Annotated in this window: 12 protein-coding genes; 8 read left to right on the top strand and 4 right to left on the bottom strand. The window is 40.0% G+C overall.

Features of this window, described 5'->3' with window-relative positions; translation table 11 throughout:
* The first annotated feature begins 99 nt into the window (after positions 1-99).
* The 5 genes from H9631_RS03735 (at position 100) to H9631_RS03715 (ending at position 6025) form a co-directional block, all read left to right on the top strand.
* Positions 100-1698 carry an amidohydrolase gene (locus H9631_RS03735; protein WP_191810082.1) on the top strand — a complete coding sequence of 533 codons (1599 nt, stop codon included), beginning with the start codon at positions 100-102 and terminating at the stop codon, positions 1696-1698.
* Positions 1699-2426: 728 nt separating this feature from the next.
* The gene (locus H9631_RS03730; RefSeq protein WP_191810080.1) at positions 2427-3104 is read left to right on the top strand and encodes a PspA/IM30 family protein; all 678 of its coding nucleotides are present in this window, start codon (positions 2427-2429) and stop codon (positions 3102-3104) included.
* Positions 3105-3201: 97 nt separating this feature from the next.
* Positions 3202-4230, top strand: a complete 1029-nt coding sequence (locus H9631_RS03725; protein WP_191810078.1) for a TFIIB-type zinc ribbon-containing protein — start codon at positions 3202-3204, stop codon at positions 4228-4230.
* Positions 4224-5024, top strand: a complete 801-nt coding sequence (locus H9631_RS03720; RefSeq protein WP_191810076.1) for a TPM domain-containing protein — start codon at positions 4224-4226, stop codon at positions 5022-5024. Before H9631_RS03725 ends, H9631_RS03720 begins: the two co-directional genes overlap by 7 nt.
* 20 nt (positions 5025-5044) lie before the next feature.
* Entirely contained in the window at positions 5045-6025 is a 981-nt protein-coding gene (locus H9631_RS03715) for an SPFH domain-containing protein (RefSeq protein ID WP_191810074.1), read from the top strand.
* Between the two features lie 57 nt (positions 6026-6082).
* Here the strand turns inward: H9631_RS03715 and isdG are convergent, their stop codons facing one another.
* Genes isdG through H9631_RS03695 form a run of 4 tightly spaced genes read right to left on the bottom strand, consistent with a single transcriptional unit; the run spans position 6083 to position 9141 of the window.
* Positions 6083-6406 (bottom strand): heme oxygenase, encoded by a 324-nt coding sequence (gene isdG / locus H9631_RS03710; RefSeq protein WP_191810072.1) that lies wholly within the window; start codon positions 6404-6406, stop codon positions 6083-6085.
* A gap of 1 nt (position 6407) precedes the next feature.
* Positions 6408-7196, bottom strand: a complete 789-nt coding sequence (locus H9631_RS03705; RefSeq protein WP_191810070.1) for an ABC transporter ATP-binding protein — start codon at positions 7194-7196, stop codon at positions 6408-6410.
* Positions 7196-8197, bottom strand: coding sequence for a FecCD family ABC transporter permease (locus H9631_RS03700; RefSeq protein ID WP_191810068.1), 1002 nt, complete (start codon positions 8195-8197; stop codon positions 7196-7198). The genes H9631_RS03705 and H9631_RS03700 overlap by 1 nt, the downstream gene beginning before the upstream one ends.
* A complete protein-coding gene (locus H9631_RS03695) occupies positions 8197-9141 on the bottom strand; it encodes an ABC transporter substrate-binding protein (protein ID WP_191810066.1) in 945 nt (314 codons plus the stop codon). Before H9631_RS03695 ends, H9631_RS03700 begins: the two co-directional genes overlap by 1 nt.
* Positions 9142-9722: 581 nt before the next feature.
* Between H9631_RS03695 and H9631_RS03690 the strand changes: the two genes are divergently transcribed.
* From H9631_RS03690 to H9631_RS03680, 3 genes are all read left to right on the top strand, one after another.
* Positions 9723-10442: an NEAT domain-containing protein gene (locus tag H9631_RS03690; RefSeq protein ID WP_191810064.1), complete on the top strand. Its 720-nt coding sequence runs from the start codon at positions 9723-9725 to the stop codon at positions 10440-10442.
* Complete coding sequence (gene isdC / locus H9631_RS03685; RefSeq protein ID WP_191810062.1) at positions 10439-11113, top strand: heme uptake protein IsdC; 675 nt, start codon at positions 10439-10441, stop codon at positions 11111-11113. Before H9631_RS03690 ends, isdC begins: the two co-directional genes overlap by 4 nt.
* Positions 11114-11143: 30 nt before the next feature.
* Positions 11144-12966 (top strand): NEAT domain-containing protein (locus tag H9631_RS03680; RefSeq protein ID WP_191810060.1); only part of this gene is annotated, 1823 nt, incomplete at its 3' end.

The following is a 12966-nucleotide window of genomic DNA, read 5'->3' as shown; positions in this document are numbered from 1 at the left end:
ACGCATTATTGAACAGATAGATGCTAATTTTTTGATAAAATGAAAATATGTTAATGCTTCCCCTACATAGGGACTCTTACGCTGCTTGGAGGAATGTTCATGTCAAAGACAATTTATACAAATGGCAAAATATATACGCTGGATAGAAATCATCCAATTGTAGAATCCGTCGTTGTTGAAAATGGAGAAATTATGGATTTGGGCTCGAGTGAAGATATGATTTTGCAATGGGGAAGAAATGGTTCGAACATTATTGATTTGCAAGGAAAGATGGCCTCACCTGGGCTCATTGATAGCCATCTTCATTTGTCAGGAGGCGCTTTTCAGTTTTTGGATCTGAATTTGATTGGTGTTGCATCCAAAAGGGAGATGTTAGAAAAAATCAGGGAAAGGGCAAATATCACTCCGCCCGGAAAGTGGCTGTCAGGACTCGGATTTGATGAGAATCTTTTTGATGATGGTGGGATACCGACAATTCAAGAATTAGACGAGGTGGCACCGCATTGCCCGCTTTTTATCAAAAGGGTTTGTCACCATGCTTTCATTGTAAACAGCCGAGCTCTTGAAATGATAAGCTATCATCCGTCCATGGTGGCCCCACCTGGAGGAAGTATTGTTCTTGATCCTGATACGAAGAAGCCTACAGGACTTTTACTCGAGTCAGCTTCCACGTTGATTACAGATCGCATGCCAGAAAAAACGTACGGCGAATTGAAGCATGGTTTAGGGTTGGCGATGGAACATGCCATGAAACATGGATTGACAAGTGTCCATACGAATGACCCTCGTTATTTGGGCGGTCTGGATCAAACCTACAAAATGTATGATGAATTGATTAATCAGGAGAAGAAAGGCTTGCGTTGTAATCTTTTGATTGATCATCCTTTTCTTAATCGGTTAATAGAAAGAAGAATGCATACAGGTTATGGGAATGAGTCATTGCAGATTGGAGCTATCAAAATCTTTGCGGATGGGGCATTTGGTGGAAGGACAGCGTTGCTCTCCGAGCCATATCAGGATGCGCCAGGCGAATATGGCGAAGCGATACATAATCAAGAAACTCTTTTCCAAATGGTTAAAGCAGCGAGAGATCATTTGATGCCGGTCGCTGTTCATACAATCGGCGATCAAGCAGTGGAAAATGTGTTGCAGGTGCTTGATCAATTTCCAAGCGTAAAGTATCGAGATCGCATTATTCATGTATCGCTGCTAAGAGAAGATCTCATCCAGCGTTTGGCAAAACCAACGCTAGTGGCTGATATCCAGCCAAGATTTGTTGTTGGGGATTATCCGTGGATACAGGACAGGCTCGGTAAACAGAGGATTAGATATTTATACGCGTGGAAGTCATTACTAACTGCTGGAGTGACTTGCGCAGGAGGTTCAGATTCCCCAGTGGAACCGATTGAACCTCTGTTGGGAATTCATGCGGCTATTACACAGAGACATCCGACGGAAACTCATCGTGGATGGAATGAACAAGAAAAACTGTCTATGCAGGAGGCTCTAGAAATATTTACGATAGGAGGCGCCCATGCAACGAATGAAGAAGGCAGAAAAGGAACAATTACGCGTGGGAAATTGGCTGATATGACGGTTTATTCACGAGACTTGTTTGAAATAGACCATCCGGATGAACTGTTGGATACTGAGATTGAGATGACGATTATTGGTGGGGAGATTTTTTATAGGAAGTGATAAGGAGTGGTGTTTCCGGTAATGGGGATATGTGCACTGAACCGCCCATTAACTAGTAAGAGTAAAATTATCAAAGTTTATATAAGCGGCTCTATCCCATGTTTTACAGGACTAAGCCGCTTAATCTTATTGAAATGGATATAACTACCAATTGCCTGTCGCAACTCTTCAGAACTCCTATACTTTTTTAATAGTATTTATCTGATTTTAGTTCGTCTGGAAAAGCCCCCTATAGGATCAATGCCTTCTCACTCTATAAAGATAGACCGATATGGTGGCAACATAGCTGAAAGGAATTAGCCCGTTTTTTTATTCGGAAAAAGTAAACTTGGGATTGGGCATTATGTTCTTGATTCTTGGAGTTGCATTATTATTTGCTTCATACCTTTACAACAAGGAGAGGAAATAAAATAAATAGGTAGTGTCCCAGGTATTTCTCGTTTTTATCATTTCCTCTCAAGCACTCCGCACTTTTTTCACATCTTTCAATGTTTAAACTTGAACTTTTTAGGAAAAAGGTTTTACTCCATTGCATAAAATAATTGTTGAGCTTTTTATAAACATAATTGAACAGCAACTGTTCTCCTTTTAACATATTAAGAAATCAACCGTCCATTCGAAATTAACCAGAAGCTTATCAACTTTTTATTGTTTTTTTGCGTCTGATGAATCTTTTTCCTCACCTATTCAGTATATATGTTTAGAAAATAATTTAAGGGGTGGCTGTATTGGGTATTTTAGCAAGATTCAAAGAAATCATGTCGAGTAATATCAATGCATTATTGGACAAAGCGGAGAATCCCGAAAAAATGATTGATCAGTATATGAGAAATCTTAACAGCGACTTGGGGAAGGTTAAGTCTGAAACGGCTTCAGTGATGGCGGAAGAGCAGCGTTCGAAAAGAGCGTTGAATGAATGCTTAGCGGAGATTGAGAAGATGCAGAACTATGCGGTTAAAGCTTTGGAAGCGGGCAATGAGGAAGACGCGCGGAAGTTTCTGGAGAAGAAGGCCTCTTTGGCTGAAAAAGAAGCGGAATTACAGCAGGCATATAGTTTAGCAGCTTCCAATGCAGCACAGATGAGAGAGATGCATGACAAGCTTGTTTCTGATATTGGTGAGCTAGAGGCGCGCAGAACGATGATTAAAAGTAAGATGGCTGTTGCGAAAACGCAGGAAAGACTCAATAAGATCGGTTCTTCAGTCTCTGGAGCTAGCCGCTCCATGTCGGCTTTTAATAGAATGGAAGAGAAAGTGGAGAAGGCTCTTGATGAGGCGAATGCCATGGCAGAATTGAATGCAGCTCCGAAAGATGACATCAAAGATTTGACAGCTAAATATGATAGTAAACAGGATGTTGAGGATGAGTTGGCAGCTCTGAGAGAGCAAATCAAGAATAAAGAGTAGGGCAGCGCTCATTAAACAAATAACCGACTTACAGATAGAGCTGTAGCCTAGGCTGCAGCTCTCAAACTGTTGTGTGTGACAAAAAGGGGGGACCTCATTGGTCATTCACTATAAATGCCCGAATTGCGGTGATGACATGGCTTTTGACAGCGAATCAGGAATGCTGACCTGTCAAAGCTGTGGAAGACAAGATCAAATTGAAGATTTTTCGGAGGATTTGAAGTCACCTGTTTTATTAGAGGATGAAGCAAAGGAATATCATTGTGAAAACTGCGGTGCGGCTTTGATTACAGAGGCGGAGACCGCTGCGACAACTTGCAGCTTTTGCGGAGCTGGTGTAGTTTTACAGGAAAGATTGTCTGGTGTCCTTGCTCCAGCTAAGGTGATTCCTTTTACCATCAGTAAGGAAGAAGCGATGCAAGCTTTTAAAAAATGGTGCAGAAATGGCCGCCTTACTCCAAAAGGCTTCATGTCAGCAGACAGAATCAAGGAAATTACAGGAATGTATGTCCCATTTTGGCTTTATGATTTAAAGACGAAGGCAAAGATTAAAGCGGTTGGGACGAAGGTGAGGAAATACACAAGAGGAGACTATGAATACACTGAAACTCAGTATTTTGACGTCTATCGGGATATTGACCTTTCGTATGTCAAGGTCCCTGTTGATGCATCCGAAAAAATGGATGACAAAATCATGGATAAACTGGAGCCGTTTCCCTACAACCAATTAAAGGATTTCAAGACGCCCTATTTAGCAGGGTATATTGCGGAGAAATATAATTATGATGATAAAGCGCTCTATCCGCGTGTTGAATCCAAAATAAAGAATTTCATAGAGTCGTATATCCGCTCAACGATATCAGGATATTCTTCCGTCAGTTATCAAGATAAGCATATCAATACGAAGAAAGTCCGCAGTGATTATGTTCTTCTACCTGTGTGGATGGTCTACTATGATTATGATAAAACGGAGCATACCTTTGCGATGAACGGCCAAACCGGGAAGGTGGTTGGAAAGCCGCCCATCAGCTTTCAGAAGGTGGCGGCCTGGTTCGGAGGGATCGCCGCAACTTCATTCATCACACTTAAATTGGTTGCGCTGATCATGGGAGGTGGCCTATGGTGAGAGGCGGATTTCTTACAAAAACGCTGGTATTATTGGGTTTCTTTTTTCTATTGCCTTTTGCTTTTGCATCCGCTGACTCTTCTGCAAAGCAAAGAATCTATGATAATGCTGGACTTCTAAGTGACAATGAGGTTCAAGAGCTTGAAGCATTAGCCGAAAAGCATAGTGTTAAGAGGAATACGGATTTCATTATATTAACGAGCAATAACGAAGAGAACAAAGATGTTGAGCGCATGATGCAGGATTTTTACGATGACAAAGCTCCGGGTTATGACAAACCGCATGGGAACACAGTAATTTTGACACTTGATATGAAAAAACGGGATGTGTATGTGGCAGGTTTTTATCGAGGAAAAACCTATTTAGATGATCATCGTGCAACGCTTGTCCGTGAAAAAATCACCAGGAATCTATCAAAGGGAAACTATGACAAGGCTTTTGAATCTTTTATAAAGATTTCATCCAAATATATGGGTATCAGGCCGGATGTGGATCCGGATAATATATTTTTCAATCTATGGTTTCAAATCATTGTATCGCTTGCCATTGCCGGAGCATTTGTTGGAATCATGGCCTTTAATACAGGCGGAAAAGTGACGGTAGGTGCGGGGACATATCAAGATAGTGATAATACAAGAGTGAATCATAGAAGAGACCAGTACATCCGCACAACTACAACCAAACGACGAAAGCCATCCAACCAAAACAGTGGGCGCGGCTTTAGCGGCGGTGGTGGCGGCGGAGGCGTCACAAGAGGCGGGCACTCCCACAGTGGCAGCAGAGGGAAATTCTAGTTCGAAAGGAATGACACAAGATGAGCTTTTTTAAAAATCAATTTGCCAATGTAGTTGAATGGGAAGAATTCAGAGATGATATGATCTTTTGGAAATGGAATAACCGCGAAATTAAAAAAGGAAGCCGGCTCATCATTCAGCCGGGGCAGGATGCCATTTTTATCAATAATGGAAAAATCGAAGGAATTTTTCAAGAAGAAGGAGACTATAACGTCGAGTCTCAGATTATTCCATTTTTATCGACTTTAAAAGGATTCAAGTTTGGCTTTAACAGCGGTATGCGGGTAGAAGTGCTGTTCGTCAATACGAAGGAATTTACAGTGAAGTGGGGAACGAAGAATGCCATTAATATTCCTTCGCCGCAGCTTCCTGGCGGCATTCCTGTTCGGGCAAACGGTACATTCAACTTTAAAGTGAACGATTATATTGCTTTGATTGATAAAATCGCCGGGGTAAAAAACAGTTATCTTGTGGAAGACGTGAAGATCAGGATCACTTCCATTTTGGATCAATTGCTCATGAAGTGGATTTCCAAAGAAGGAAAAGACATGTTCAATCTCCAGGCTAATGCTTTTGAGATTGCTCAGGGAATCAAAACAGATCTTGATATGCAAATTTTAGACAGCGGAATGACCATCACAGGGTTCAACGTCATGAGCTTTAATTATCCGCAAGAAATTCAGGATATGATTACGAAAAATGCTTCACATGGTATGATTGGCGATTTGCAGCGTTACCAGCAGGTATCCATGACAGACGGCATCGCTTCTGGAAAGGTGAAGGGTGGCGGAACTGCAGCGGATATGGCCGGAATGATGATGGGAATGGGCATGGCTGGTCAAATGATGAAAAATATGAATGAAGCAGCCCAACAAGAAACCCCAAATCAGTCCGGGACATCTGCGTCCAATGGAGGAAAGATTCCGAACTTCTGTCCGAATTGCGGAGAGAAAACGAGCGGAGGGAATTTCTGCTCAAACTGTGGACAGAAACTGGTGTAATATAATAAGGGGTCAGACCCCCTTTAGTATACTAAAGGGGGTCTGACCCCAATTTCATTACGCTGTAACAATCGGGTTTCTGACGATTTTTACTTCGTAGAAAGAGATTTTATTATCAATGATGTAATCAGGTCTTCCGCCCGGATCACGGGAATGCGCTTCACGAAAGGCATCACTCTTTGTCCAGGCTGTAAAATCGTCTTTGGATTCCCAACGGGTGCTGATTGTTACTTCGTCGTAATCTTTTGTATTTTCATTGAAAAGAACTTCTAAACCTAAAAACCCTTCCATATACTCGATTTTTCCAACTTTATTAAATCTGTCAATCAACCGCTGTCCTTCACCTTTTTTAATGTGATTTGTATTTGTTACAATAACCATTTTAATTCCTCCTTAAATTTTTTATTTTAGGTATGATAATTGGAAAATCTCCATCAAACTGTACATCTGCATCTAAGCCATAAATATCTTTCAGAAATTGGGAATCCAATATGGATTCTGGACTCCCCATGGCTTGAATCTGACCATTTTTAACCGCTATTAAATGATGGCTGTAGGCTGCCGCCTGCTGAAGATCATGGAGGACCATCACAATCGTCATTTGGTAATTTTCATTAATGTGACGCAGCATCTCCATCAATTCAAACTGATGGGCTATATCCAAAAAGGTGGTTGGTTCATCCAAAATCAAAATATCTGTTGATTGTGCTAATGCCATCGCGATCCGGGCTCTTTGACGCTCTCCTCCAGAAAGTGTGTGAATCAAACGATTCCCATATTTTTTTGTCCCCGTCATTACAAGGGCCCTGTCTATGATCTCTTCATCCTTTTGGGTCAATCGGTGTTCAAAGACCTTTTTATAGGGTGATCGTCCATAAGCTACTAGTTCTTTAACAGTTAAATCTGGTAGACCTTCTTTAGACTGTGGCAACATGGAAACCGTCTGGGAAAATTTTTTCAAAGAATATTGATTCGCTTGCTTATCATAGATATAAATCTCTCCGGAAGTTTGTTTTGTTAATCGTGTGATTAATTTTAAAATCGTAGACTTTCCAGAGCCATTTGGTCCCACAATGGAGGTGATCTTTCCGGTTGGAATGGAACAAGATATATCCTTTAGGTGGAAATGCCCAATATCCAATTCCATTTCTTTTGTTTGAATAGCTGTCATTATGCGATTCTCCGTTTCCTTAATAAGAATAGAAAGAACGGTGCTCCCAATGAAGCGAGCAATATCCCGACTGGAAGTTCAGTCGGATCAAACCACGAGCGCGCGGCAGTATCTGCAAAAACGACAAGTGACGCTCCCCAGAAAATAGATAATGGCAGTAAAAAGCGGTAGTCATCACCGATGATGATACGAACGATATGTGGGATGACGAGTCCAACAAAACCAACCAACCCGGCCACACTAACTCCGATACCTGCCAAAAATGAAGCTAAAACAATCAGTAGAAATCTTTGAATTTCCACTCTTTGTCCAAGCAACTGTGCTGTATCATCCCCTAAAAGCAGGAGGTTGGCCGGCTTGATGGCCAAGAAGCACAATAATATTCCCGCAGCGGCATAGGGGGACATAAATTCAAAATGATGCCAGCCTTTACCGCTCAAATCACCGGCCAGCCATGGTAAAACGGCTTGAACGCGGTCGCTGTATACAAGCATGACTCCGCTGGTGACTGCACCGAGTAAAGCATTGACCGCAACTCCAGCCAAAATGATTTTGACAGGGGATGTACCTTGATCCCAAGCTAGAAAATAAATCACCATAGAGGTAATCAGTGCTCCAAGGAAAGCTGTTAACGGCAATAAATAAGTTAATTGCGGCAGGACAATCATTGTGATGACTGCTGCCAATCCCCCGCCTGCTGAGACTCCGATAATTCCTGGATCGGCAAGTGGGTTTTTCATGACACCTTGCAGTAAGGCGCCGGATGCAGCTAAACATCCGCCTACGAAAATACCGATTAGTACTCTCGGAAGCCTGACATCCAAAAGAATCTTCTCATGAATGCTCTCTCCATTCCCTGTTATGGCCTGCCACATTTCTAACAGGCTGATTTGAACAGATCCATCAGTTAGTCCGTACAAACAGGCAAGTAAAAGCAAGACAGGCGTAGCCATGAGTGCATATTTTTTTCTTCGTTGTCTTTTATGTATGGAAGTGTTCATTATTTCATCTCTTTAAAAATCTTTTGAAGAAACTCAAGTGACTCAGTTACCCGTGTTCCTGGATTTGTGCCGAAAAGATCGGATGGCAAGATGATAAAGCGTTCATTTTTCACTGCATCCAAGTCCTTCCAACCTGCATTTTTCTTCATTTCTTTTATAAAGCTGTCTTTCACTTCTTCAGGATTACCATGGCTCATGAGTAAAATGATTTCCGGGTTAGACTCTATGATTCTCTCAGTATTCAACTGAGCGTACTGTGGGTAGCTGTCCAATCCTGGATAGTCGCTGGCAATGTTTTCTCCACCTGCCATTTCTAACAGATTCCCGCTTAATGAATTAGGCAATGCAGCCATGTTTGTACCTGGTGCACCATAAACTAGTAACACTCTCGGTTTTTCTTCAGACAGCTCTGATTGGATTTCTTCAACTTTATGGTCAATATCAGCGATGATTTCCTTAGATTTGTCTTCTTTTTCGAGTATCTCACCCAATAGACCTATTTGCTTTTTTATATCATCTACAGAATTTGCTCCGGTTAAGATGACTTTTGCCCCAGTTCCTTCAATAGCAGGAACATCCTTTAAGTTCATTGGATAGCCTCCCAGTACTACGTCAGGTTGAAGGGCAGTAATTTTTTCGATATCAATAGAGTGAGTGGAGCCTACTTCCTCAGCATTTTCAGCTTCTTTCACAGCAATTGTCCCTTTTGAATTAGGTCTGCCAACAACCTCATCTCCGAGTGCATAAACAATATCCATATCACCGTTAGACAGGGCAACAATTCTTTCAGGAACATGTTCAAAGGAGACTGTCCGATCTGCAAAATCTGTCACTGAAATGGCCACTGAGCTAGGTTTCCCACTATCTTCTTTGCTTTGACTTTGAGCACAGCCTAGTAATAGACAGGGCAGAATGATCATGCTTAAAAGCATTTTTCTTTTCATGATAAAATCCTCCGTGAAAAATCAAATGAGAATGAAAATCAATTGACACTTATCATAATGAAAATGATTCTCAATGTCAATAAAGAGATTACAAAAAAATTAAAATTCTAAAAAGTACTGATGAATAAGTAATAATAATTTTGTAATCCTTTAGTCATATTTTTTTAATAAAGATTTAAAAATGAGTTTGACAATTTTATAAAATTGAGTATGATAGATTCGAAGCACAAAAATGAGAATGATTATCAATTGAATTTATATAACTTGGGGGTGTTTCACTGAATATAGTAACAACTGCAGTTTTTTTATGAAATTATAGAAAAAAGGGAGGTTATTTTTTTTAACTCAAAATGATAATGATTTTCAATTTCATTATATGTGGGACTGCTGATTTTATGAAAATAAAATAAAGCTTGGAGGTATCAGACAGTTCCCCCTGATGTAAGCAACCGCACCTTTGTCACTCATTAAAAAAATCAATAATGGTATGAAGAGTAAGGACCTCTTTTTTTACCATCAATTGATAATGAATTTCAATATCACATATCGCATATAAATCTCAGAGGAGTGAGGGGGAAAAAGTGAGAAATAATATTAGAAAAATTGCTGTTACATTCATCATTGTTGTCTTATTGGGAATCGTTTTTTTGCGACCAGAAAGCAGTTTTGCAGCAAATGACCTAGATTCATTAGAAGATGGAGTCTACTCACTTGATTATGTCATTTTACATGCAGAAACAGAATCCGTTTCCATCGCCAATGACTATTTTGAAAAACCAGCATTTTTAATTGTAAAAGGTGATGAGCACTACATACGTTTCGAGTTGAATCACAGTGAATGGACGAAGGAATTACAATCTCCTTTAGGAGATTCGTTTGTTGATGTTCATGTAATCAGTGAGGATAAAGAAAAAAACACAAGAATCGTACAGTTTAAAGTAGATCGAGATTTGAAAGAACCGGTTGAGTTTAAGATGCATGTTCTCATTGAATCGATGGATCCAGTATATGATCATCGTTATACTGTAAGATTTAGTTTTGATTTAGAGAGTTTGAAAGAGTTAGAGGAAAAAGAAATTGAAAAATTAGAAATAAAAGAAACTGATTTTGTCGATCAGGAACAGAAGACCGAAGCTGCAGAAGCTAAGGATAATACTAATAGCGAAGCGAAATCCGACAGTGAAACAAAATACAATACCGTTTTAATTAGTGTAACGATTACTGTGGTTGTTTTATTGGCTCTTTTTATCCTAATCATTTGGAGAAATAAAAATAAGAAAGATAAGGAGAATGTAAAATGACAAAATTTAAAAAACTAGTCATCCCTCTATTATTGGCTGTATTCGCCCTTACATTCAACATCAATAGTGCATCGGCAGCGACTTATGCCGATGGAGAGTACACTTTACCATTTACTGTTTTAAAAGGTGATAGTGACGAGAGGTCCATGACGAATGACTATTTATCTTCCCCTGGAAAGTTGATTGTAAAAGACGGTAAAAACTTTGTTCAATTGACTCTGAAAAATAGTTCTTGGTGGAAAGAGTTTAAAGTGGGTTCACAAGATGTCACGGTAATTAGTGAGGGAAATGACACAAGAGTAGTTCAATTCGAAGTTCAAGATTTAAATGCGATTACTAATGCGAAAATACATGTCATCGTACCAAATATTGACTATGACAATAAATATGATATTCGTTTTCAGTTTGATGCATCAGGTATCCCTAGTTCTGGAAACGATGCAACTAATAATGAACAAAACCAAAACACAGGTGACCAAAATAAAGGCAATGCCGGTGACCAAAATCAAAACAATTCTGGCAATCAAAACCAAAGTAATGATAATTCAACAGATGGAAGCAAAAAAATTGAAAAAAATCCACCGACAGGTGACGAAGCCCCTATTTTATTGCTTACTGTAGTTCTACTTGCTTCAGGTTTTGTCGTTTATCGTAGAGTACGTGTTAGATAACGAGCAGTAACGTATGAAAGGGTGCATACAATGAAAAGAATTCTTTCGATAATGTTAATTTTTGCTTTAACATTACTATCGATATTTCCTTCGGTGCCTTCTGTTTTTGCAGAAGCTAAAGAAGATGACGTATATGCCGATGGGGAATATAGTCTGCCTTTTGAAGTATGGAAAGATAATGCAGATAGTCCTTCTGTAGCAGATGGATATTTTAAAAAACCAGCTAAACTGACGGTTGCAAATGGCGAGTATACGGTCCAGGCAACATTGAATAACAGTTCATGGTGGCAGTTTTTAAAGGTGCAATCAGGTAATGATTTTGTTGATGTGACCACAGTTAGTGATGAAAATGATACAAGAATTGTTCAATTTAAGGTGGATGATCTTAATCAAATCTTAAATGCCAAAGTACATATTATCGTGACAGGAATTCCTGGGCTTGAATACGATAATAAGTATGACATTCGTTTTAAGTTTGATCCGAGTGGAATCCCATTAGCTTCTCAACCAGGAGAAAATGAGAATGGTGAGGAAGGGGAGAATCTGAATAACGGTCAAACACCTGAGGAAGGTTCAGGATCTGAAGATGGACAGCAAGAAAACGGTGGAGATGAGCAGGATCCAGGAAAAGAGGACGGCTCTACTGAGGAAAACGGTGGGGATGAACAAGCTCCAGGAAAAGAAGATGGCTCTACTGAGGAAAACGATGGAGATGAGCAGGATCCAGGAAAAGAGGATGGCTCTACTGAGGAAAACGGTGGAGATGAACAAGCTCCAGGAAAAGAAGATGGCTCTACTGAGGAAAATGGTGGAGATGAGCATGAACCAGGAAAAGAAGATGGCTCTACTGAGGAAAATGGTGGAGATGAGCATGAACCAGGAAAAGGTGATGGATCTACCGAAGAAAATGAGGATGGGGAAAAAGCAGATCCGGAAACCATTACGCCGGAAGATGGAAATTACACGATTGATCTTAATGCCTTGCATGCTACAGAGGATAAAGCATCTGGCATGGCAAAATATATTGAAAAGACAGGTTCACTGGCAGTAAAAGGTGGAAAAACCCTTCTGACGCTTACGTTAACAGATCATAAGGTAGTTACTGGTTTCCAAGTGGAAGGAAAGCAGCCAGTAAAAGAAGAAGTAGATGAAGCGAACAATACTAGATCTGTTACGTATGAGCTTGAACAGCTATCAACGATGATGAATGCGCGAGTGCAGTATACGGTAGGTGCTCATAACGGTGACCAACCGCTTCGTCTTCAATTTAACAAGGACAGCATTACAAAAGCAGATGAAGAAGAGGAAAATGGAGATACCGATCACCCGAAATATGCAGATGGGGTTTATACACTGCCATTTGTCGTATGGAAAGAGCTTGTGGATGAGCAATCTGTAGCGGATGATTATTTCGAGAAGCCAGCAAAACTAACCATTGAAAATGGAAAGTATACTGTCCAAGCTGAATTAAAGAACAGTTCATGGTGGCAGTATTTCAAAGTTCAATCTGGTAATGATTTTATTGATGTTACTGAAGTAAGTATAGATAAAGAGAAGGATACAAAGGTTGTTGAGTTTGAAGTATCTGATCTTGATCAAATCCTAAATGCCAAAGTTCATATTATTGTTCCATTTATTAATTACGATAATAAGTATGACATTCGCTTTAAATTTGATCCGAGCGAAATGGAACTCCAAAATGTGGAGAATAAGCCAGAGCCGATAACTTTGGAAGATGGAAATTACACGATAGATCTTGAGGCTTTGCATGCTAAAGAAGATAAGCCATCTGGTATGGCAAGATACATTGAAAAAACAGCATCCCTGGCAGTAAAAGATGGAAAAACCCTTCT

It is taken from the genome of Bacillus norwichensis (assembly GCF_014836955.1).
In the GTDB taxonomy this organism is placed as follows: domain Bacteria; phylum Bacillota; class Bacilli; order Bacillales; family Bacillaceae_C; genus Siminovitchia; species Siminovitchia norwichensis.
Note: the sequence above shows the minus strand (reverse complement) of the source record. Positions and strands in the feature narration are given on the sequence as shown.